13 protein-coding genes are annotated in these 25380 nt (G+C 37.3%); 5 read left to right on the forward strand and 8 right to left on the reverse strand.

What is annotated here, in order from left to right:
- Nucleotides 1-371 precede the first annotated feature (371 nt).
- Entirely contained in the window at nucleotides 372-1775 is a 1404-nt protein-coding gene (locus tag F6K23_RS16155; protein ID WP_293157317.1) for a carotenoid oxygenase family protein, read from the reverse strand.
- A gap of 1442 nt (nucleotides 1776-3217) precedes the next feature.
- Nucleotides 3218-3883 (reverse strand): class I SAM-dependent methyltransferase, encoded by a 666-nt coding sequence (locus F6K23_RS16160; protein ID WP_293157320.1) that lies wholly within the window; start codon nucleotides 3881-3883, stop codon nucleotides 3218-3220.
- A gap of 1149 nt (nucleotides 3884-5032) precedes the next feature.
- On the opposite strand from F6K23_RS16160, the gene trxB reads away from it, so the two are divergent.
- Complete coding sequence (trxB, locus tag F6K23_RS16165; protein WP_293157323.1) at nucleotides 5033-6385, forward strand: thioredoxin-disulfide reductase; 1353 nt, start codon at nucleotides 5033-5035, stop codon at nucleotides 6383-6385.
- A gap of 687 nt (nucleotides 6386-7072) precedes the next feature.
- Here the strand turns inward: trxB and F6K23_RS16170 are convergent.
- The 6 genes from F6K23_RS16170 to F6K23_RS16195 form a co-directional block, all read right to left on the reverse strand.
- The gene (locus F6K23_RS16170; RefSeq protein WP_293157326.1) at nucleotides 7073-7339 is read right to left on the reverse strand and encodes a hypothetical protein; all 267 of its coding nucleotides are present in this window, start codon (nucleotides 7337-7339) and stop codon (nucleotides 7073-7075) included.
- A 99-nt stretch (nucleotides 7340-7438) separates the two neighbouring features.
- Complete coding sequence (locus F6K23_RS16175) at nucleotides 7439-11392, reverse strand: WD40 repeat domain-containing protein (protein WP_293157329.1); 3954 nt, start codon at nucleotides 11390-11392, stop codon at nucleotides 7439-7441.
- Nucleotides 11393-11467: 75 nt separating this feature from the next.
- Entirely contained in the window at nucleotides 11468-12385 is a 918-nt protein-coding gene (locus F6K23_RS16180; RefSeq protein WP_293157332.1) for a GUN4 domain-containing protein, read from the reverse strand.
- A gap of 164 nt (nucleotides 12386-12549) precedes the next feature.
- Nucleotides 12550-13674, reverse strand: a complete 1125-nt coding sequence (locus F6K23_RS16185; protein WP_293157335.1) for an RNA-guided endonuclease TnpB family protein — start codon at nucleotides 13672-13674, stop codon at nucleotides 12550-12552.
- Between the two features lie 140 nt (nucleotides 13675-13814).
- The gene (locus F6K23_RS16190) at nucleotides 13815-14891 is read right to left on the reverse strand and encodes a glycoside hydrolase family 104 protein (RefSeq protein WP_293157338.1); all 1077 of its coding nucleotides are present in this window, start codon (nucleotides 14889-14891) and stop codon (nucleotides 13815-13817) included.
- 1107 nt (nucleotides 14892-15998) lie between these two features.
- Nucleotides 15999-16928 (reverse strand): cobalamin-binding protein, encoded by a 930-nt coding sequence (locus tag F6K23_RS16195; protein WP_293157341.1) that lies wholly within the window; start codon nucleotides 16926-16928, stop codon nucleotides 15999-16001.
- Nucleotides 16929-17048: 120 nt separating this feature from the next.
- Between F6K23_RS16195 and F6K23_RS16200 the strand changes: the two genes are divergently transcribed.
- The 4 genes from F6K23_RS16200 to F6K23_RS16215 all read left to right on the forward strand — a co-directional run bounded on the left by F6K23_RS16200 (nucleotide 17049) and on the right by F6K23_RS16215 (nucleotide 24795).
- Entirely contained in the window at nucleotides 17049-17810 is a 762-nt protein-coding gene (locus F6K23_RS16200) for a pentapeptide repeat-containing protein (RefSeq protein WP_293157344.1), read from the forward strand.
- Between the two features lie 540 nt (nucleotides 17811-18350).
- Nucleotides 18351-19367 (forward strand): adenosine kinase, encoded by a 1017-nt coding sequence (locus F6K23_RS16205; protein ID WP_293157347.1) that lies wholly within the window; start codon nucleotides 18351-18353, stop codon nucleotides 19365-19367.
- A gap of 1806 nt (nucleotides 19368-21173) precedes the next feature.
- Entirely contained in the window at nucleotides 21174-21701 is a 528-nt protein-coding gene (gene hoxE, locus F6K23_RS16210) for a bidirectional hydrogenase complex protein HoxE (RefSeq protein ID WP_293157350.1), read from the forward strand.
- Nucleotides 21702-23175: 1474 nt separating this feature from the next.
- Entirely contained in the window at nucleotides 23176-24795 is a 1620-nt protein-coding gene (locus F6K23_RS16215; RefSeq protein WP_293157353.1) for a NuoF family protein, read from the forward strand.
- The last annotated feature ends 585 nt before the right edge of the window (nucleotides 24796-25380 follow it).

Below are 25380 nucleotides of genomic sequence, written 5' to 3' on the forward strand. Positions count from 1 at the left end.
CTCGGAAGGCGGGTGCATTGAAGCAGAAAGCCCCTAACAGTGATGCTAGGGAATCCCGCGCTGTCACGCAAGTGCAGCGTCGGGAGGATGTCAATAGAACATCTAGAACAAAGTCAAAATCGTTGGACTAAATAATTAGGAGTCAGTCCTCAGTCCTCAGGAATTAGGAAGGACTGAGAATTATAGAGTAGTTGTTAGGAAGAATTGTCAGAATGATTTTTTGGCTCTTGTCTGCCTCAAATTAGGAGTCAGTCCTCAGGAGTTAGGAAGGACGAAGAATTATAGAGTAAAGGATACAATTTTTCTCCCTTGATGATAAATTGATCCCACTCCCCCACTCCCCTACTCCCCTACTCCTTAACAAGACTTTTTCAGCAAACCCTATTGATCAACTGCATCTCAGATATCCAAGTACCGTGAAAACCATAAGGAACTCTCTGAGGTAACATCACTCGTGCCACAGGATCTTCTCTCATATTCTGAGCATCTATTACCAATAACTCAGAACGTTTATCTTTCTCATCATACACAAAGGTTAGTAACCAACCATCATCCTCATCAATAGCACCTATTCTCGGCGCAAATGTTACAGACCCCCCGTAACATTGCTCCTGAAAATCATGGGTTATTGACCTACCAGTATAAAAATCATACTTAATAATCCCATCAAACAAGGGTTGCAGTGAAGCCATCCTAGAAGTATAGCCATAACGCATCTCTCGTCCGACAAAGCGATGATTAATCGAAGGAAACTCCGATGGTCTTTTATCTAACATTCCTTCTCTCACAGCGCCAGTTTTGAGATTAAATGCCCAACCATACATTCGAGGAATATTCTCATCAGGATCTCTATCTCTAAAGTTACTAGCATAGGAATGAGTTGAACTCATCCGACAAGCATACAATATTACTTCATCCCCATCTTCATACGCATTCAAAATATGATTGATATAGCAAGGATGAGCTTCAAACCATTGAATATCTTCATTATTTCCATACCGAGGCAAAATACCAAACCGACTTGGCACTCCCTTCTCAAAAATCCAACCAGGTAAACCTTTCTCCACTCGTTCTGGACGGAATCTCAATGGTAAATCTATCAAAATTGTATAATTTTTTGTAATGGCAAAGTCATGTGGCCCACTGGGCACAGGTATATTAATAGGTACTATTTGTAGCAACTCACCATGACTAGAAATCACCCCATACTTTAAATAAGGAGGTGCATCAAGAGCATAACCAAAGAATATTAATTCTCCAGTCATAGGATCGACTTTCGGATGAGAAGTGAAAGTAGAATCCAAGTAACCATCGCACAAATATGGACCAATTGTTTCTAAACTAGGAACTTTAACTGCGTAAGGCAACCCTGCTTCCCAAAAAGATAATAATTTGCCATTGTGATAACTAACACTACTGTTAGATACATTTTTATACGGCCCGTAAGGATTACAAACTTGAGGCGGTTCTAATCTTCCACTCCAGACCGCATAACCCAAGTCTCGTTCAACTTCAAATCCTCCTGTCCGCACATAACGATTCTTATATTCTGCCTTACCACCACTAATTCTCACTCCATGCAGCATTCCATCACCATCCATCCAGTCATATTTACCTAGAGGGGTAAATTGAGGATTAGGGCCATTACGAACATACATTCCTGACAAATCTCTAGGAAGTTCGCCTTTGATTTCTAAGTTGTCAACAGTAATTTCTTCGCTCACTGGGGCAAAATTGCCCATTAGATAAGAATTAAACCTTGTAGTTGTGGTCATAATCTATTGCTCCTATGGAAAAAATTAACTTGAAGGAATAGGGAAAAGGGAAGAAGGTTGACTAAATTCTTTTGACCGCCCGTAGCTTCTTCCATAAGCACAATCTTTAGAGAGCAAGGGTTAATCCCTGAGTGACATACTCCCACACGCTCGCTGGCGCGCTTAGTGTGGGCTTCTCGTTTCGCAGCCCCGGTATTCCGTCGGGCAAGCGCGTGCTTTAAGGACGGAATGCCCTACCGCCCTATTTTTTATATTGATCGCCGCGTTTCCTAGGTCATGCTTCCCTACAGGATGCTGCGCAAACGCAAACACATCGCGGTCAATCACAACTCCGCAATCTAAATATTTCTAACTTCTGCCCTAATTCCTTCCTTTTGATTTTTTTAACCTTCTATTAACAGCTTATGACCACTTTTCAATTCTGTATAGTGTTATGATAAAAAATTTTTAATGAAAATCATGTATCTTAAATATTTTTCCAAAAAATCTACTACATACTGTGGTTTTGCTTTCTCATGCCAATTTCCTAAAGTCCAGCTAAAGATAATGCCTCAATAATCAAATCATATCCTTTAATAGAAGTGATGTCTTTTTGACTAAATCTAGCTAATAGATATCTCAAGATTATTCGTCAGAAATCCAACGAATCAAAGACACAATTTTTCAATAATTTTTTAACTTATAAAAACATCTATTTATATAGCAAGGAACGAGTTGGTTAGGACATAGACTGATGATGAACCTGAGACAGAGAAAAGTTTTTGCCACTGTTTCCTGTTTCCTGTTTCCTGTTTCCTGTTCCTTGTTTCCTGTTCCCTGTTATAGTTAATGTTTTGAGTTATTTTAGAGTACTAAATTCAAGGTTATTAGATATAGGAATTAAGAAGTTATCTAAACCCAAACTAGCTTTTGCCTAATAATTAAAGTTTAAAGCCTCTTCTTATTTGAATAAATTAAGAAAAAAAATCATTTTAAAACAAATAGGTAATTATTAATCATTAATTTTTGAAAATATCTCCGCTCGATAAAATGTTGTGCTTAAGGCAGAACGTAAGCATTCAGCTATTAGCAGTCAGCTATCAGCAAACCCTAATTATTCATTACTTATTAGGTTGAGGAGGGGAACTTTAACAGTAACTTTTATTCTGTTTCAATTTCTCAATTATTTTTACCTTCCCCAAAATTAATAGCTTATAGCTAATAGCTGACGGCTGTTTGCGCAGCAGTCCGCAGGAAATGCTTACGGCAGAACACACCGATTTAAGATGTAACTAAGCTTGGTATGAACTTGTTACTATTCAAGACTATTAGACATCTCCAAAAAACAAAAATTAAATCAATTATTATCCATAAATTATAAATTATTCCCCTCCTGGGAGGGGGAGGGGCGAGGGGTGGGTTCCCCGTTCCTTATTCCCTGTTCCCTCTTTTGGTGAAGATGTCTATTCTATTTTTGACCATTTTCTTTCTACAGTCCAATGCCTATCTGACGATTGATATATTTTTACTTCTTTAATACCAGCATCTTTAACTATTTTTTCTACTTCAACAATCGTTAGAGCAGCTTGCAAAGAATCTCTAAATAATTTCTGTTGATGTTGATTACAATCTCTAGCGTATTTGTCTACAAGTTCCTCTTTTAATTCTGGAGTTTCTGGACGAAGTAAGTCTCGTATAAATATTCCACCTTGAGGCTGCAAAACTCTTTTAACTTCTTGGAAGAATAGTAATGGCTCTGATAAATGGTGAACAATACTGTTAGAAATTACCATCTCAAAACTATGTTCTGAATAGGGTGATTTTTTGGCATCTACTAATTCTAATTTGACCTGCGATTGTAATTGTGCTTTTTCAATATTTCTCTCTCCAATAGTCAACATATTTTTTGATAAATCAATGCCAATTATTTGCCATTCTGGTTGTTGCTGACATATTAATATCGGTATTCTGGCAGTACCAGTACCGACATCAAGAACCAATCCTTTTTTTGGGCCGATTTCTATAGAACTTTTTGCAAAGGCTTGATTGACTTCCAAAAAGTCCATTGAGTCATATTCTTCTGCTTCTTCCCATGTGTCCATGACCTCTGGTTCTAATATTCTGTCCATAATTTTTTCTGTTTCAGTGCAATTCCTACCAATAACTAAAACGGCAATACACAAACCTAGTTTTTTGTCAAATTTTCGGCTTTTATTGTTAAGCTGTCTCTAGAAAAATTGTTTTTTTCCTCCAACAAATTAAAATTAAAATTACTTAACATCATACGATTTCAATATAGTTTCCAGAGTTTTTTTACAAATTAATCACACCAATCCTGTGACTATAAAAATCATATCATAGACTGCAAATTCAGTAAATTCGTCAAATAATTGAGAATAATGTCAATAACTACCCAACTTTACGTTTATTCATAATGTGCTTAACATGACAATTTTAAAATTATCTCTTCAGAAATATTTGTTTTAATAATGTTAATAACAGTAGGTAGCCAAAATTAAACGTAAAGCAGAAAACTTAGATTAAAATGTAAGTACCTGTGCGTAAATTTGTCACAGAAAAAGTACAACAAACATCAGTGGCTTGCTATGTATTTAGGGTTTGCTGAAAAAGTCTTTTGGTCAGAGTAGGAGGACCGAGTCAGGAGGGACGGAGAATTATAGAGGAGGTAGGAGGAAGAATTGTCTGTTTAATTTTCTGTTCTTGCCTGCCTAAAATACTGATTTTTTGAGCTTTTTGGACTGAAAAGCTGACATTTTTTTCGACAATAATATAGAAGTGTTGGGAGATGGAGGAGATTTTTATATTTTCTTTTGCGGGTTTAATTCCCCACCGTCAAGGGTGGTGCTTAAAATTGTTTGGGGTTATAAGACATGGAGTGCCCGGTCTTTGACTATCCATAAGCAATTAGACTTTCTGCCTTTCCTGCGGAATGCTACGCAAACAGCATAGCTGCCTTCTTCAATAAAGGTAATTATTATGACATGATATCACTGACTACTTGCCCTTTATACTACGCTTTGAAGTTCCTAATATAGGTTCAACTTATCCTTTGCCTTCTATGCTTTCTTGTTGACCCAACATGATGTTGCAAGAAGCCCAATACTCTTACAATGGATAATTAATCCATTAGGCTTTATTGCCTCTCATGAGCGAGGAGAAAAAAAATCAGATTTCCTGATATTCAATTCCTTAACGGTTAAAACCAGAGGTAATTATCCATTATTCATTATCAATTGATGAACACGAAGTCTGATATTATGACAAAACAAAGAATAGAAAACTTAGTAATTATAGGTTCAGGACCAGCAGGCTATACTGCTGCGATCTATGCAGGACGTGCTAACCTCAAACCAGTAGTCTTTGAAGGTTATCAAATAGGAGGTGTACCAGGCGGTCAACTAATGACAACTACTGAAGTAGAGAACTTTCCTGGTTTTCCCGAAGGTATTACCGGACCCCAATTAATGGAACGAATGAAAAATCAAGCAGTTCGCTGGGGAACAGAACTATACACCGAAGATGTTACTTTTGTAGACTTAACTCAGTACCCATTTACTATTAAGTCAGAGGAACGAGAAATTAAGACTTATAGCATCATCATTGCTACTGGGGCAACTGCCAAAAAACTCAAACTACCTAGTGAAGAAAAATTTTGGAATAGTGGTATTTCTGCTTGTGCTGTCTGCGATGGAGCTAACCCTGCTTTTAAAGGAGTGGAATTAGCAGTTATTGGTGGTGGGGATACTGCAGCGGAGGAGTCTCTTTATTTAACTAAGTATGGTTCTCATATTCATTTATTGGTACGTCGAGACCAGATGCGGGCTAGTAAGACTATGCAGCAGAGAGTCTTAGAAAATCCGAAAATTACTGTTCATTGGCAAACTGAAGTTATAGATGTATATGGTAATGGTGTGTTGGAAGGTGTGAAACTCAGAAATAATCAGACTGGAACACAAAAGGATTTACCAGTTGGTGGTTTGTTTTATGCTATTGGTCATACCCCAAATACTCAAATTTTTCAAGGGCAGTTGGAATTGGATGAGAAGGGTTATGTGCTGACTCGAGATATGGTTAAAACTAGCGTTGAAGGTGTCTATGCTGTGGGTGATGTCCAAGATAGTGAGTTTCGTCAGGCAATAACTGCTGCTGGTAGTGGTTGTATGGGAGCAATGTTGGTAGAGAGATGGTTGTCGGAAAGAGGTTTGGCACAGGAGTTTGCTCAGGAAAAAGTTACTCAGAAGTCGGATGAGGAGATAGTTGTTGATACTGTTGAGAGTTTTGACCAGAATGCTACTCACCATCTGGGTGGTTATGCTTTGCGGAAACTTTACCACGAGAGCGATCGCCTAATTATAGTTAAGTATTCTGCTCCTACCTGTGCTCCATGTCATACTTTGAAGCCTATTTTGGAGAAGGTCTTACAAGAGTTTGAGGGAAAAATTCATTATGTAGAGATTGATATTGAGCAAGATCCAGAAATTGCTCAGAATGCGGGGGTAATGTCTACACCGACGATTCAGTTTTTTAAGAATAAGGGTTTGGTTGAACAGTTGAAAGGTGTGAAGCGTAAGAGTGAATATAGAAAAGTGATTCAGGGTAATTTAGGCTAATCTAAGTCTTAGATGGGTGGGAAAATTTCTAACTATATCAGTGAAAAACCACAAACATTTTCATTCTCTGAAGCTCCTGAAAAAAATCGGCGGGTCAAAGGAATTTCAGTTGCATCCTCACAAAAATTCTGATATAATAAAAACTATATGGTTATACTCGCCCATACACATGACTTTTTATTCAACTAAAAATAGTTAGGGCTTGCTGATTAAATACCAAAGCATTGGCTGACATAGGTTTTAGCGTTTTTAGATTCTAAAAAAGTACCAGTTTTTCGGTAGAAAAAGCTCAAAAAGCTAGTATTTTGGGGTGATTATGGCAGAAAAATTAAGAGACAATTCTTACTCCTATCTCCTCGTTCATTCCCCGTTCCTCCTGTCTCCTGTCTCCTGTCTCCTGTCTCCTACCCCAACAAAAAGACTTTATTCAGCAGACCCTAGTTATAATTTCGAGCGCGAATGCTGTAGAAAGGAAAATCAATTTAAAAGAGACCAAATAGTTTCTATATTTGATCAGAATTTCCAACCACTCATTTGTAAAATTATTTTATTAAATTGGTATTATCTAGAAATAATGTTATGTTATGTAATTTTATGTTAGGTTTCGATTCCTCAACCCAACCTACAGTATTTACTCTTAACGAAGGTTCTCTAATTCCTCGAATGTAAAAGAATTTTATTTCTTTTTCAGAAATTCAATCCCACCTTGTTATTCTGCTTTTTATTCTGCATTATAATTCGATTTAATAAACACTTCAAACTCTTCAATAGCACCATTAAATCAGATGTTAATGCTCTGGCGAAACCTCTATTATTGCGAATTAATCCATTATTAGGGGCAATTTTAACTGCTTTTTCACAAGCAAACATCACCTTTTCTACTTGCTTGTTCAGACTACCTTTCCAGCAAATATAATTCCAATCATCAGCATAAATTTCTAAATCTGAATCCAATTCTTGAGCTTGATTATAAGCTAAAATTGCTTCATCAACTTGACCTTGTGTGACTAATTTATTTCCAATAAAAACGAGACTCTTTGCTGAATTTAAACTCTAGTCAGAGTCAAGTTTTACTGCCTTTTGAAAAGCAGAAACTGCTTCATCAATTTTACCATCTGCTGCCAATTTTTCGCCCTGTAAAAAGAAGGCTGTTGCAGAAGGTTCTATTCCACACAGACGACGATCCTCCTCACTGACATTGGGGTTATTCTTCAGGTAGTCGCGCACCCAATTACAAGCGTGTACTAGCAAATCATCAAGATTTAAGTTCCAAAGTTTGAGGCTTTTATCGTCACTAATAGTTAGAAGAATATCATCGTTGGGGCTAAAAGCAAGAAATTCGACCAGGTGATTATGGCCAAGTAAGGTGTGTATTAAAGTCCCATCTCGTTTCCAGAGTTTGATTGTTTTATCGTGACTTGTAGATGCAATCATATTACCCTTGGGGCTGAAAGCAACTCCCGTAACTAAATTGCTATGACCTTTGAAACTCCTTAAAAAACGGCCACCTGGTTTCCAAAGTTTGACGCTTTGATCGGCACTAGCAGTAGCAATGAGGTCGCCATTGGGGCTAGAGGCAATACTAAAAATCCTACCTTCATGCTTTTCGAGAGTCCTTAAGGGAATGCCATTTTGTCTCCAGAATTTAAGTTTTGCATCGTAACTTCCTGAAATAATTAGATCTTTTGTGGGGCTGAAAATAACGCTCAGAACCGTATGGCTATTATCTGAGAGAGTCTTTACTTCACTTCCATCAGGTTTCCAGAGTTTTATTGTGCGATCGCGACTAGCAGTAGCCATTATATTTCCGTCAGGACTAAAAGCAATGTCGTAAATATTTTTATCGTGTCCTTTCCAATTATTAAGCAAACTGCCGTCAGATTTCCAAACTTCAATTATACCACTTGCATTACCTGTAACAATATAATCACCCTTGGGGCTGAAGGCAACACTGTTGAGACCTTTGCTACTTATTCCAGAGGCAATAGGAGTAGCATTGGACTTCAACAGAGCGTGATAGTCCAAAATATAGAGTTGCTTATCGTAACAAGCCAAAGCAATTAAATCTCCTTTGGGACTGAAAGCAATACGTCGGCAATGATATCCATTAAATGTGTCTGTTACTGTATTCTTTTTCCAAAGTTTTAAGGTATTATCCATACCAACCGAAGCAATTAGAGTACCATTGGGGCTAAATACAGCATTGTAAATGGGATTGCTATGTCCCTCAAGAGTGTCCACTAAGTTACCGTTGGGTCTCCAGAGTTTAATGGTGTTGTCTGCACCAGCAGTAGCAATTAGGCTGCCATCGAAGCTAAAAACAACGCTGAAAACTTTATCACTATGTCCTTCCAGAATATTTACTAAATTGCCATCAAGGTCCCAAAGTATGACATTGTTATCAAAACCTCCAGAAGCGATTAGATTGCCACTGGGGTTGAAAACAACGCTAAAAACTGTCTTTTTATGCCCTTCGAGAGTGTTTAGCAGATTGCCATCTGATGTCCAGAGTTTAACAGTCTTATCGGCACTGGTAGTAGCAATTAGGTCGCCATTGGGACTGAAAGCAACACTGTAAACTTTATGTCCTTGATGTCCTGTGAGAGTTTTAAAGAAGCTACCATCAGATTTCCAAAGGTTGACAGTACCATCAAAACTAGCAGTACCAATTAGTTCTCCATTGGGACTGAAGGAAATTTTCCTGACTTCTTTGCTATGTCTTTTATGCTCTTTGAATATTTGAAACGAGCTACCATCAAATTTCCAGAATTTTACAGTGCCATCTTTAGTGGCAGTTACAATTAGATCGCGTTTGGGGCTAAAAACGACTCTATAAACTTGAGAATTATGATCTAAGGTATCTATTAAAGTGCCATCTCGCGTCCAAATTTTTACTGTTGTGTCTTGGCTGGCAGTAGCAATTAGTTCCTCATCTCCGTAAGCTACATGATATCCAAACCTTACTCTTAATATTGGCTTACTATGTCCTCTAAGAGTAGTTACAACAGTACCATCCTCTCTCCAAACTGTCGCAGTTGTGTCAGAACTTGCTGAAGCAATTAATTTACCATCATGGTTGAAAGCTACACTATTAATTTCTGTAGTATGTCTATCTAAGCTATTGTACTCCTTGAAACCCTGCCAATAAACCATCTCTCGCAGTATATCAATACCTTGAATGCGGGTCTTCATTTCTACCCAGTTAGCTTTTTTTAAATTTTTCCCAAGCTTAATACCTTCAATTAGTGCATCGACATTTTGAGTTGCAACAAACCGTGATTTTAAATTATTAATTTCAGAACTTATCTGGGCATTCAGGGCTTTTTGCTCTCCAATAAAAGTCCTAATAGCAAGAAGAGAAACTATTACAGAAAACGTGACCAGTCCACCAAATATTTGTTGATGTTGGCGTTGTTTTTGTTTATATTCCTTTTCTTGCTGTTCTTGACTCAACCGAATAAACTCTTTCTCCCCTTCAGAAAGTTCCTCTTGACGCTCTTTGAGTTTTTCCTCTGCTTGGACAAGTGCCGCCCCTCGCAATAATTGTTCCCGATCTTGCTGCATCTCCTGCCAACGACGCATTATCCCTCGCATTCGTTCTTGCCAGGCACGAAATTCTCGGTCTGCTTCCATCCATTCTCTGAGTTGACCCCAGTTTCTAATTAAGGCTTCATGGACAACTTCAACAGTTTCTTGTTCTGTTTTTTGCTGTTGCTCTGAATTCTCTTTTTGTTCGCGGGTCACAACTCTACGGTTGGTAACCACTAACCGCGCATCAGCCAATTTTTTGACTAAATTCCAATTGCTCTCATTCAAATCTTCTCTAGTAGCGACTCGTCGAGTGTCTTCTGTTCCTTCCCCTGGACGAACTAACTGTACAAAAATGCGGTGGACTTTTTGTTGTTCCTCTGGTTTGAATTGACTATATTTTTCATCAGCATAACGAGTTAATGCACCTGATACTTGACCAATTTCTTTATAGGCTTTATGAGTTAAAATTTTACCTTGGCGTTTTTTCCAAAGTTCTGTTAAAGCAAATTCTAATAAGGGTAAATTTCCTGGTTCTTTCTCTATATCTTTAAAAATACGTTCTACTAATCCTGCTTCAAAGTTAACCCCTAATTTTTGAGCGGGTTTTTCAATAATTTCTCTGAGTTCTTTTTCGTTCATGGAGGGAATTTTCACATCTCCATTATTTCGTAGAACATCGGCTAATGGTCGATAAGACAATACATTTCCTAAAAAATCTGCCCGCATCGTAGTAATTAATAAAGTAGATAAAGAAGATTGTTCCTTGAAAGATTGAAATGTATTTAAGAGAATATCTAGAAAATTCCGGCGGGTTTGTTCGTCGTTACAAAGAGTATAAAGTTCTTCAAATTGGTCGGCAATTAATAAAGTCCGACTTTGAGGATGATTATGTTGTATTTTCTCAAAAACTTTTAGTAATTGATTAGTCTTTTTTGTATCTTTTAAATATTCGGATAACTCGTCAGTTTGAATAATGAGTTGAGTTTGATTTAAGTCAGGTGTGTAGAGTGGAATTAATGCTTGAGCAAGAGCATAAAATGGGTCTTTTCCGGGACGAAAGTGGGTAAATAGCCAATTTCCTTCTATTAATAATTTCGGAACTAATCCTGCAAAAATAACGGAAGATTTACCGCTCCCAGATGCACCAAGAACAGGAATAAATCTCTTTGTCTGAGTAGCTTGATAGAGTTCTTCAATAAATACATCTCGCCCGAAGAAATATTCGGCATCCTGTTGATTGAAGTGATATAAGCTTTGATAGGGACAAGGTAAATTATCATCTACATCTTCTTCAGTAGATGTTATAACTTCTTGTTTTTCATAACAATAGTTGTAGATAATAGTCTTAGATTGATTAATATTAGCTGTACTTGCTACATTTACCAAAGCCATTGCATTTTCGTCACCAGAAAAATCTATATTTCCAGTAGTTTGACTTTGATTAGGTGAAGGTTTTTCATTTTCTTCTGTAGTCATGATTTTATCAATTAATATCTTTTGACTTCTGTACGTTGCTAATCCAATGCTTTCTTTATCTAACTTATGACTTCGTTAACTACTGCCACTACAAATTATTAGTCGCGATATCAAAGCAACAAAAGTTTCAGGAGCCATCATTTTACCAACTCCATAACAAGCACGTCGTCGCCATATAATTATAGGTAAGTGACCCTCTGGAGCTTGCAGGTTAAAACTAAGTTCATCATAATATTTCCAACTTTCTCCATCTCGCCATCCCACGCGATCACAAAAATCTCCATATTGTCCACCTACACTTTCCCATATACGTTGTTGTACATTTAAGCCAAACAACCCGTTACTATAATATTCCCAAAGCCAGTCAATAGTCAGAAGGTCTGTGCAGGGAAAATTTTCAATATCTATTAACTGTAGCCAACCTTCATCTTCGCGGAGGGTTACTTGCAACAACAACTCCCAGGTAAGTTCGTCCGCTTTTCGCCATTTTCCTGCAGCCAAAAGATTTATCAGTGGGTTATAGTCTATCCCTACTTCTGACATCGGTGCTTCAGGAGTTGCCATGGCATTTAGATTTTCTTCAATACGATATAAAGTATCTGTCAATATTTCTGGGTTAAGTTGTTCGAGGCGATAAAGTACCCACTCTAGCTGAGAATGAAGCTGAAAGCGTTCCATTGCTGCCCGATCTAACTGAGCTTGTAGTTTATCTAGTTGTCTTTTGAGGTCCCCATTGAAATTTTGATTGTGATTTACCTCATCTACTTGTGCAAAAGGTAAACTTATGGTATTATTATGAATATTTTGATTTTTCTGGTCTTGTACAAATTTCCACATTTGTCTAGCCCAGTTCAATTTTGCTTCTTCTTTTCGCTGATATATTTCTGCTGTAGAAAGGAAAGTGGTGTCTGATGTTAAATCCCAACTGCAGACAGAACAAAATTCTGGGAATGTGTCAATATATTCTGTGCCACAAACAGGACATAGTACCATACTAAAGTCAAAAGTTAAAAGTCAAAAGTTAGAAGTGATATTTGATATCAAATCCATCTGCTTCATAAAACTGATACAACGCGTCACAAAAAGTGATAAATTGATGTTTACTTCCTGCTTTCCTGCGGAATGCTACGCAAACAACTGAGACCGTCAGCGGTTACTCATCCACAGGCATTCACGGTCAAGCCAACCGCATCTCTTAAATTAATTGAGGCATTTCCTACGGAATGCTCCGCAAACAAGTCTCTCTCAATGGATAGACCACATTCTGGGCAGTCATAAGTTCTGATATTCAAAGGCATATCCTGTACATGACCACAACTAGAGCAAGTCTTAGAAGATGGAAAAAATCTGTCTACTACTACTAATTCACAGCCGTACCATTGGCACTTGTATTCAAGCTGTCTTCTAAACTCGTAAAATCCTTGGTCTGCTATAGATTTCGCCAGCTTATGATTGGCTAACATACCGCTGACGTTCAAATCTTCAATTGAAACAGTGCCGTGGTTTTTAGCTAGATATGTTGTCAATTTATGAAGTGCGTCTTTACGGATGTCAGCTATTCGTCTATGCTGTTTGGCTAGCCTAACTACAGCTTTGTACCAATTACTTGAATGCTTGACTTTCCTACTAAGTTGTCGTTGTAATTTTGCTAGTTTGTCTTGAGCTGTACGATAAGGCTTGATGCTTGGAAAAACTTCACCAGTGCTTAGTGTTGCTAGTGTCTTAACGCCTAAATCTACACCTACAACTTCAGTATTTTTCGGTGTTACTGTTGGAGCAAATTCAAAAGCTAAACTAAGAAACCAATCACCAGCTTGTTTGCTAATGGTGATTTTTTGAGTTGTTGCTTCAATGGGTTCATAAGTTTTTACCCAACCAATAAAAGGTAATTTATGAGACCAACCATTAAGTTTTATTGGTTTTCCACAATTATCAATTGTGAAAGAATCAGACCTACCTTTCTTCTTAAACTTTGGATGTTTACCTAAACCTTGAAAAAACCTCTTAAATGCTTCACCTAAGTTGATGTTTGCGCAGCATTCCGTAGGAAAAGCATATTGGTACACCTTAGAAGATAAGCGTTTCATCCAAGGATAAAGTGGTTTAGTATGGTTAGTAAACACTTCTCTGAGTTTACGAGCATTAGGCTTGTAACCGTCCTGATAAGCAGCATTCCACAGACTCAAACCCCAGTTGTAGCACCACCGTGAATAGCCAGCGTGTTGAGCCAAGAGCGTTTTCTGTCGATTATTTAATTTGAGTTTTGTTCTGATGGATTTCATTTATGGGTGAGTGCCACCTGCCTAAAAGTATGCTTAAATGCCGATTATATCGTTATTCTCGGATTAAGTCAATGCTCCCCATCCCCCCATCCCCCTATCACCCCATCTCCCCATCTCTCCATCTCCCCATCTCCTTCAAACTACATCTGAGGCTTTTGTTCTGAAGATATCTCAGGAGGTTGATACCGAGCCAAGTTATTATTGTAAGTTCCTACAAGTTTAGGCATGAGCCGTTCAACTTCTGTAGTTGTTTCTCCAAATGACGGCCAAACCATATATAACTTTCTAAAAGCTTCTTCAATTCTCCCTTGTTCAATATCTTCCAGAGCATCTTTTTCTCGAATCAATTCTATAGCTACACGGTCTTGATAAGTGGGACCAAAGTTCTTAGCACCTACCATAGGAGCATAGAGGTCCCAAGATGTACTCAGAAACTGATATCTACCTGCTGCATCAGAACAAAGTTTTTCGTTATTCCTATCAATGCCACATTTCATTTCTCTAGGGTGGTCTTCAAAGCTAGAGAAATGGTCGTTTGTGTATTGGCGATAATAACCTCGAGGACCTGTGGTACCTTCTGTTACAGCAATTGTATCCAGAAAAGCTCGTATTCTAGGTACATTTACTGGATAAGCCCAATTCTGAGTTGGCTCAATCTCAGGCATAATAGCTACTGTTTCTGGCCATTTTTCATCCGCAGCATTTGCGCCCCCACCCACTTCTCGAAATAGTTTTAAGATGGCCATAAGTAACACGAAAATAATTAATAAGGTACAAGCTAGCTGGATGTTCAACAGTTTAAACCAATTTAAGGGCTGTTTCTGTATTTTCCGAGTAGTATAATTACTTTCTGTTTTGTATTTAGAGGGGGCTGATTTGTTGAAGTTTTTAATAGTAGGAGACAATATCTTTTTTTGAGTATTAGGGAGTATACCAGTTTGCTGACCAAATTTTAGCAGAGAATTAATAGCTTCTAATCGTTTATTTCGATCTAATTCTCGATTATTAGAGCGAATACCCTGAATATTTGCAAAGGCTACAACATCTACTTGAGTTACTTTTTTTAGTGGCTTTTTGACAAATTTCAGGAACATTTGAGCTATATATAAATGAAATGATTTATTTATAGCAGGAATTTGTTGTAACCAGATATTGATTAATTCAATGTCTGAAATTGTTTGAGGTTTACTTCTTTTTTGTACTTGTTGTTTGTACATGGCACACTATCTGAATATTGTAGAATTAAAGCTTAAAACTAATTATCCTAAGTAAGGAATATAGGGTTTCTCCGGAAGCATAAATTAAAGTTGTATTTTGACTCCCTATTGCTTATTGAAAAATGAACTGTTCGGTAAAATCTATAATTTTGTATCTTAACTCCTTATGAAAATTGCTAGATGTTAAATAGTTAGATATGAATAGAATAATGGATATTGAGATGGAAATAGGGAACAAGGAGTAATAATTAAACAATTTATCTCACGTAATACCCGAATACTTATCTAGTAGTTTGACATTTAGTTATACCGAATTAACTTAACTATAAAAATATATTATTTGAGATTTAATTTAATTTAATTTACAGCTTGTTTCATATAAGTGAGCTACATCTGTGGCAGGCAAGATGCCCGCACTACAAAGACTTTATTTAAACCCCGTCTGATCGGGCGAGTTCTTCTTGAATATTTATACTTCATATAGCACTAAATCTGCTGTATATCTTTGTTTTTGGCAAGTTTTCTGTTCTGCTTAACTTCAAGTTCTCAGGCAACTCCTTTGCACAAATTAAAAGTAAGTGTGTAATTATGAGGTATCCTTTCGGTGCGGAAATGCTACCCAAAAATAATGTAAGGCGTAATTAATAAAGTCATATCAATGTCCTAAAAATAATGCTCTACTTATTGAAAACTTCAGTTATTAAATAATAAGTCAGGTTAAGTAATGTTTTTAGTAATTATTTGTATGAGGTAAAGATATCTTATTCGTTATTTATCTACTCCATCTTTACCATTAATAAATATTTTTAACTGTATTTACCTCCTTATTTCTGAGTTATGACTCCTATATTTAAAAGATTTTTATACTTAAGAATAGCGGATTTTATCGTAAGCATTCAGCTATCAGCAGTCAGCTATTCCTACGGAATGCTACGCAAACAGCAATTAGTAATGAATAATTATTTCTCAGGATTTGTCCTGGGACTTTGGCAGTAACTTTTTATTCTTTCTCAAGTTCTCTCAAGTTCTAAATTGGTTTTACCTTCCCCAAAATTAATAGCTGATAGCTAATACCTGACGGCTGAATGCTTAAATTTGATCTGATACTTAAGATAACTTCACCCAACCTATTCCTCCATAACCAAAATCAAATAATTCAGGATGTAAAATTTCCACTAAAATTTCTAAAGAATCGACTAATCTCGGCCCTGGACGATTAAAATAAGAATTACCATCTGTAATGTAAACTTTCCCCGATTTAACTACAGGTAAATCTTGCCATTCTGGACGATTAATTAACTCCATAGTATCTTGGCGAGTACGTTCTAAATCAAAACCACAAGGCATGAAAATTATAATATCTGGATTAGCAATTAATAACTCTTCCCATTTTAACCATGGAGAATGTTTTCCCACTACTCCAAATAATGAATTTCCCCCAGCTAACTTAACTAATTCTGGTATCCAATTTCCTGCTGCCATTAGCGGATAGCTCCACTCAATACAAGCTACTTTCGGAATATCATTAACTGGTAAATTTTGAGTTTTTTCCGAACAAGCTTTAACCCTATATTTTAACTGAGAAATTACTTCATTTCCATCCACTCCTAAACTCATTGCTACTTGTTCCATATCTGCCCAAACTTCTGCCAATAAATTAGGCTGTAATGAAATAATTTGAGGATGACTTTTAATTAAACTTGCCACTGCAGCTTCTACTTCTGCCAAACTAGCAGCACAAACATCACATTGAGCTTGAGTAATAATATGAGTAGGTTCTAATTTTTCTAGGGTTTCTGTTTCTACACGGTAGACACTCAAAGCTGATTGTAATAACTCCGTAGCTCGATTATGAATTTCACGACTACTTCCCTCAGGATTAAATTTAGGCTGAGTACAAACAGGTAAGTTTTTAATTTCTCGAGGATAGTCACATTCGTGACTTCTACCCACCATAGCATCCGTTAATCCCAATGTAGCAACAATTTCTGTAGCACTAGGAATTAGAGAAACAATTTTTAGTTGACGATCTATCATTTTTCTTCTTGAGTATATAGCGATCGCTTTTCTTTACTTAATAAAAAATTAAGCTTTATTATAATTGATTAGTATTTTGAGATAATAGTACCTAGAACAAACCTAAACTATTTAGCGTAGATGCCCATAAGAGATGCCAAGCAAATACGAGAAGATTATACTAATGGTAATAGAAACTTTATTGCTATAAAGCTGCCGGAAGTTGACCTTAGTGGTATTAATCTGAGTGGTGCTGATTTTAGTAATTCTGATTTTAGTGATGCTGACTTGACGAATGCTAACCTTAGTGGAGTCAATCTTAGTAATGCTAATTTGAGTGGTACAAATTTAGTAGGGGCAAATTTAAGTGAAGCTAACTTAACAAGTGCTAAATTATCTGAAGCTAATCTGAGTAATGCTAACTTAAGTTGTGCTAATCTATCAAAAATTGATGCAAATCGTGCTTTTTTGTTTTGCGCTAACCTTTCTCAAGCGAATTTAGATGGTGCTTTTCTTTTTAGTGCTAGTCTCAGCTATGCTTGTCTGATTCATGCAAATATGAAATATGTAAGTTTGATTGGTGCTAATTTAGTAGGGGCAGATTTGAGTAAAGCTGATTTAACTGGTTCATATTTAATTGTTACAGACTTGAGTAGTGCAAATCTGACTAAGGCTAATTTCAGTCAAGTCGATCTCAACAGTTCTAATTTGTCTGCTTCTAATTTGACTAAAGCTAATTTTAATGGTGCTGATTTAAGTTGGGTAAATTTACTTGATACTAATTTGAGTGAAGTTAATTTAAGTCGTGCTAAGTTAGCTGATGCGATTTTACCTGATGGTTTCAATGTTAACTACTCTGGGTCATTCAACAATCTTAAATCGAGTGTAGTTAATAAAACATAATTCTAGGTTTAAGGCCAGTTTGAGACTAAACTAAGTAAATCTTCTCTTCCTCTATTTCATAATTTATGGTACACGAGTGCAGGTTAGGACAAAATACTTTCTGTTCCCTTTGAACTAAAGTATTTTGTCCTAATGGTACTTATATTAAATCAGGATAATTAGTTATGAAAAAACCTATTATCTCAATAACAAGACAAATCTCCTGATTCTCCCTACTACCCCAATAACTTATTTATAGAACCCATTTGATAGCTATATAATTATGGTAGCCAAGTCTTTTCGCGCATCAATGAGTGAGGAAAAATCTGAAAAGGAGTGTTGAATTTTTTGTATTATTTCTCCCCACATCTTCCCTCTTCCCTCTTCCCTCTTCCCTCCTGTCTCCTGTCTCCTGTCTCCTGTCTCCTAGCTAGAAAAATTTAATATTTATGAAGATACGATCAGGGGTTCTATAAATATTCAACCAGACATCATAATAAAAATTATGCATTTTATCCAGACATGATATTATGCCTAAGTGGCCAAAAAATAGAAAAATAGATGACAGCAGCAAACACCCAAAAATTAGACGTATTTGGCGTCGGTAACGCCTTAGTAGACATTCTAGCATTTGTAGAAGAAGACTTAATCGCTAAACATTCCCTCCAAAAAAGCGGAATGACTCTGATGGATGCTCCCACACAAGGAGGAATATTGCAGGACCTGGAAAACATCCCTTTAAAAATGCGTTCTGGAGGGTCAGCAGCAAATACGATGATAGCGATCGCTCAGAGTGGAGGAACGGGTATTTTTGTGGCAAAAGTCGCCAACGATTTTAATGGTGAGTTGTACCGCAAAGATATGCTCGAGTCTAAAATTGAATTTAATGTAGTTCCTACATCTACAGAAAATGGACCTACTGGTACTTGTGTGGTACTGACAACTCCTGATGCTGAACGTACCATGTGTACTAATCTGGGAGTATCTGTGAGTCTCAGTACTAGCGATATTGATGCAGAACAAATAAAGCGTTGTAAATACAGTTATATAGAAGGTTATTTGTGGACTGGACCGGATACAAAGCAAGCTTGTATTCAAGCAATGGAAGATTCTAAGCGTCAAGAGGTTAAAGTGTGTTTTACCTTCTCTGACCAATTTTTAGTAGATATGTTTGCTGATGACTTCCGCGAAGTAGCGTCAAATTATTGTGATGTATTATTTTGCAATGCTGATGAAGCTCGTAGTTTCTGTGGAATTGAGTCTTTAGAAGAATGTGCTATCAAAATTGGGGAGTTGGTAGAAACAGCTTTTATTACTAATGGTAAGGAAGGTTGTTTAGTTGTACAAGATCAAAAAATTACTCCTGTACCAGGGTTTCCTGTGAAAGCGATCGATACTGTTGGTGCAGGAGACGCTTTTGCTGGAGGTGTGTTATTTAGTCTTACCCATGGTTACACACCTATTCAAGCTGCACGTTGGGGAAATTATCTAGCTTCTGCTGTTGTACAAATTCAAGGTCCGCGTTTAGAAGGTTCTTGGGAAGATAAATTTCAGGAAGTAATATCATCTTCTAATTGAAGAATATTGTAGGTTTCAGGTTAATGGTTAAATCGTTAATTGGGGTTTTAAAGGTAACTGCTCCGAATAGTTCTGAAAAATCTACTTCCTCATACCTAAAACCTAACATTCAAAATACAACGAAAGCGTAGCGACGATAATACATAGTATTTCAGGTTGATGAGGTACGGCAACAAAGATTTTTCAGCCAGTTTTTTTAATGGTGAGAATTTATCAGGTTCAGCACTGTACCTCATTATCATATAGTAGTAGGGGTTAACGGCCGTTAACCCCTACAAACGTTAACCCGTACAAATGGTGTATAATTTCGTCTTTTGTGTAAGTAGGCAGGTATAATTACAGCACTTTTGAGGAAGCGTGAGGTAGAGTTTGAGGTACAGTTTTAAGATTAATCTTTTTTCCTTACTCCCTACTCCCTAAAGTCCTAAAATTTTGTACCTCATCAACTCCAAAACTGCTGTAAATATAAAATGTCATTGCGACTGGAACGGAGTGGAAGGAAGCAATCTCAATTACTTCTGGAATTTCCAAATAGTTTCCATGTTACTAATTATTTATGTCCCTTTTTTTCAAAAATAGGACTTATATCATGTCCGGTTGAACAGTGATAAATAAATAACGACGGAGTCCTCAGGAGTCAGGAGTCAGGAGTCAGGAGGAAAGAGGGAAGGAAGAAGAATAACTGGAGTTGAAGGAGAAAGTTTCTTATCACGCTCTTATCCGGACATGATATTACGCACCTCAATATATTTCTGTCATTGCGACCGATATGGAAGCAATCTCGAGTCCTAGTTTTTCGTACCTTATATCAAATCCGTTTAATATCAATTTGATAAATGTCTGTTACAAATGGTAGAAGTAAGAAAAAAGGAAGAGGGAGGAAGGAAGAAGGGGTAAGTATTGAAAAAAAGGGAAAAAAGATAGAGATAACTATCTCAAATGAACTAGAGCAGCTATTTTTAAGCATATCCGATCAATATCTACCTTTTTGTAGCATTCTTTTTTAAAATTGGTATAATTGGACATAAAAAAATTCTCCAATCGTCATAACTACGCTCATCTTTGTAATTATCTCTCCTCCTAACTCGATCCTCCTGACTTCCCCTCCTGGGAGAGGCGCGCGGGTGGGTTAACTCCTCCTAACTTAACCAATCTATAACTGTTTAACCGGATTTGATATTATGCGTAAGTCCTAAAAAATTTACCGAAAAATTAAGGTATAAAGCCTCTCCATTCATGGAGAAAAAAGCGGTCGAGGGATGGCGAGGTCTCGGAGCTGTCCTCCAATCGACTCCTGTGAAGAAAAAAATTCCTTTTAACCCAGTCCTATCCATTTTCAAGGAGAGGTAATTCTAAATTCTTAATTCTAAATTCTTAATTCTTGAACCCTTCTTCTTTCTTGCTTCTTACTTCTAGCATTTGTAACAAACATTTATCAATTTGATATTATAGCAGTTCAAGGAAAGGGCGCGGGCATATCAAAAGATGAAAACTCAAACAACGCAGTATTTTTCCTTCTTCCTTTTGCTATTTTGAATTAAAAATTTAGTTTATTTTAGAGATTTTGTTGCATAATTATTTAAAGTTTAAGCTCGGTCTTAACACCAGATTAAACAACTTGTTTGTTGTTTATTAAACAAGATGAAAAAAATGTAATAAAATGTGAATCAAGTGGTTCAAAAAAATAGTAATATGTAACAATATAAATAAATTAAAACTTTAATAAGCAGGCAGTAAATATTAAGTAAATATCGGCTACTATCAAAAGCAAATACCAAGAGCAGTAAGTTGAGGAGTATTATAGAAATGGAAACTGCCACGAAAGATACTAAAAGCAAAGATTCTCAACAATCAAAAAAGGGTCATCCTAGTGGCGATAAACGCTTTAAACAGTTAGATATTACAATGAAGCGGAATCAATATCGTCAAGATTCTTTAATTGAAGTATTGCATAAAGCACAATCAGTATTTGGGTATTTAGAACCTGATGTTTTGACCTATATAGCACGAGGTTTAAAGTTACCATTGAGTAGAGTTTATGGAGTAGCAACTTTTTATCATATTTTTTCACTTAAGCCTAATGGCGCTCATACTTGTGTGGTATGTATGGGTACTGCTTGTTATGTAAAAGGTGGTGGAGAAGTAATTAAAGCACTAGAAAAAGAATTAGATATAAAAGTAGGAGAAACAACAGCAGATAATCAAATTTCTCTGATGGCTGCCCGTTGTTTAGGGGCTTGTGGGATTGCCCCAGCTGTGGTTTTTGATGGTAGTATCGTAGCTAAACAAACTCCAGAATTAGTTATGGAAAAAATTAAAGGTTGGCAAGATTAAAGAATTTAGAATTTAGAATTTAGAATTTAGAATTTCCTCTCCTTGACAACTAAGAGGATTGACAAAGAGATGAAAATTTTTATTTATTATCCCCTTAAAAGGGCAGGCTTTAAACCACAATATTTCGGTAAATTTAGCCAAAAATCAACAGTCAAAATTGCATGAGTAAACATAGATATTTAGGTAAAGTTTTACCTGATTAAAAGTTGATATTTTTTGATTGTGGAAATATTTAAAGCTAGAAAAAGAATCCAGTTGTGAAGTTAGAATATTTAGTAAGATGGAAACTAAGAAAAATCGGTAGTCCTGCATAGTAATGGTATACAAGAAACAAGGGATGCTTGGCACGGGAGCAAGATGCTCCCACTGCCGTACAATGCACCACCACCGAAAAACCATCTCACTTAATTAGGGTTTGCGTATGGAAAGTCTTTTTGCTCTTTGTAGGAGACAGGAGAAACCCACCCCTAACCCCTCCCAGGAGGGGAGGGGAAGACAGGATAAATGGGAATGAGCGAAGAGGTAGGAGTAAGAATTGTAAGAATGATTTTTCTGCCCAACTATGCGCCTAAAGTATTAACTTTTTGAGCGTTTTAGACTGAAAACCAGGAACTTTTTTCGACAAAAAAAAGGCTAAAGTATTTATATGCCAATGGTTTTAGATTTAATCAGCAAGCCCTAATTACTTAACGACCTATTTTTACTGACTTATAAATCAAAATCAAACTCAAGGAAAGAAAAAAAAAGCTATAGCACTACGCAAATAGGGCACGGAATTTATAAATGCTCAAGGCTTTGTTGCATGAAAGTATATAGCTGCCACACTTGCTCCGCATATGTATTTCATAACGCGCGGAAACTAGCTTTCATTAATGGATAATTGATAATTACCTCTGGTTAAAACCGTCCTTGATTGAATATAAGGAAATATTATTTCTTTTCTCTTGGTCGATTGGATATGCCTCCGAGACCTCGCCATCCCTCTACCGCTTTTTCCCCTTAAAAGGGGAAGCTTCAAGGCGCGAATTATTTAATTATTAATTAGTTAATTATTCGGTAACTATTGGACAATAGATCAATAGAACATCAATGTTTGACAGAAAAAGCCTGAAACTTTCACCTGTAAAGGCTTTGAGGTTTAATCAGCAGAGCAATAACTATTGGACAATAGATAAATAGAACATCCATACTATAGAAAGAGAGCGTACGCGAATCAGCAGAGCAATAACTATTGGACAATAGATAAATGAGAACATCCATAATCGCCAAACAGAGCAATATAGCTTCGGAATGGATGTTAAGAACGCTACTTTCATGCAACAAAGTCAATGCTCAAAGTTAGTCATGGATGACTTCTGATTTCTAACCTTTAACTTTTAACTTTTGACTTTTGACTTCTGATTGACTTGCACATAGCGCTATAACTGCCGATCGCTAAGTGCTAATAGCTAGAAATAAGAAAGGAGAATAATAGATGGACTATCAAGATTTGCTCGACATTGCCGAAACAGAAAAAAATAGACAAAAAAGCATTCGAGTTCACTGCTGCACGTCTACAGGTTGTCAAGCTGCTAATTCTGTAGATGTGATGAAAAACATGAAGAATGCAGTTAAAACAGCAGGGTTGGAAGAACGTGTTGAAGTAGTAGGAGTAGGTTGTATGGGATTTTGCGGACGCGGTCCCCTGGTACAAATAGACCCTGACGACACCCTCTACGAAGAAGTGGAACCAGAAAACGCTGCCAGCATTATCGACGCACTCAACGGCGGTACCACCGAAGTCATTAAAGGCGACTCCCAACACCCATTCTTTTCTCATCAACTCCGTATCGTCAGGGAACATACAGGAAAAATTAATCCCGAACGCATCGAAGAATATGTCGCGGTCGGTGGATATCAATCTCTTTACCACGCGTTACATGAAATGAGTCCCGGTGAAGTCGTGGAGGAAATTACTCGTAGTGGTTTGCGCGGTCGGGGTGGTGGCGGTTATCCCACTGGTTTAAAATGGGCAACCGTTGCCAAAATGCCGGAAGGTCAGAAATATATTATCTGCAACGGTGACGAAGGTGACCCAGGCGCATTTATGGACCGGAGCGTATTAGAAAGCGACCCCCATTTAGTATTAGAAGGAATGGCGATCGCTGGTTATGCTGTGGGAGCAAATCACGGTTTCATTTACGTTCGTGCTGAATATCCTCTCGCCATCCAACGGTTACAAAAAGCTATTCAACAAGCAAAAAAATACGGACTCTTGGGTAGTCAAATATTTGACTGTCCTTTTGACTTCAAAATTGATATCCGCATCGGTGCTGGTGCATTTGTTTGTGGGGAAGAAACCGCTCTGATTCAATCAGTGGAAGGTAAACGTGGCAACCCCGTACCCCGTCCGCCATATCCTGCTCAGTCTGGACTCTGGGGATATCCAACTCTAATTAATAACGTGGAAACTTTTGCCAACATTGCTCCTATTCTGAAAAAAGGTGCAGAGTGGTATGCGAGTATTGGTACTGAAAACAGCAAAGGCACAAAAATATTCGCTCTCACAGGTAAAGTTAGAAATAACGGTTTAATTGAGGTACCGATGGGAATTACTCTGCGGGAAATTGTTGAGGAAATGGGAGGTGGTGTTCCTGGTGGGGAAGTGAAAGCGGTACAAACTGGGGGACCTTCGGGTGGTTGTATTCCTGTTTCCATGCTCGACACTCCTGTAGACTACGACTCTCTGAGCAAAGTTGGTTCTATGATGGGTTCGGGTGGTATGGTGATTATGGATAAGGAAACTAGCATGGTTGAGGTGGCGCAGTTTTACATGGAATTTTGTCGTGGTGAAACTTGCGGGAAGTGTATTCCTTGTCGAACTGGTACGGTACAGTTATATGCTTTGCTGACGAAAATTTTGAATAAACAGGCGACTGCTATGGATCTAGAAAGGTTGGAGGAGTTGTCTTATGTGGTGAAGGATACTAGTTTATGTGGTTTGGGGATGACTGCACCTAATCCGGTTTTGAGTACGTTGCACTATTTTAAGCAAGAGTATCTAGATTTATTGCAGGAGTCGGAGTTTTCCAGCAACGGTAAGGTATTAACTTAGGAGTCAGGAGTCAGGAGTCAGGAGTCAGGAGTCAGGAGAGAAGAAGGAGGTACGGTATTAACTTGACATGATATTAGGAGTCAGAAGTCAGGAGTCAGGAGAGAAGAAGGAGGTGCGCTATTAACTTGACATGATATTAGGAGTCAGGAGAATGTAGGAGATGGCGATCGCCTTGCTAGAGAAGTCAATTAACAGAGCATTTGGATGAGATATTAACCAAAATACTAACTCCCTAAATATTTAAGTGGTTTATAGAACCCATTTGATATCTATAATAATTATGGTAGTCAAGTCTTTTCGCGCATCAATTTTGACCGAAAATCATCTGAAGGAGTGTTTTTTTTGTATTATTTCTCCCCACATCTTCCCTCTTATATCATGTCCGGATAATTAGTGATAAAAAACTTTCTCCTTCAACTCCAGTTCTTCTTCTTCCTTCCTTCTTTCCTCCTGAGGACTGAGGACTGAGGACTGAGGACTGAGGACTCCGTCGTTATTTATTTATAACTGTTCAACCGGACATGATATTACCTCCTGTCTCCTGTCTCCTGTCTCCTGTCTCCTCGCTAAAAAAACGTGCGTATT

Source organism: Okeania sp. SIO2C9, assembly GCF_010672455.1.
Lineage (GTDB): Bacteria > Cyanobacteriota > Cyanobacteriia > Cyanobacteriales > Microcoleaceae > Okeania.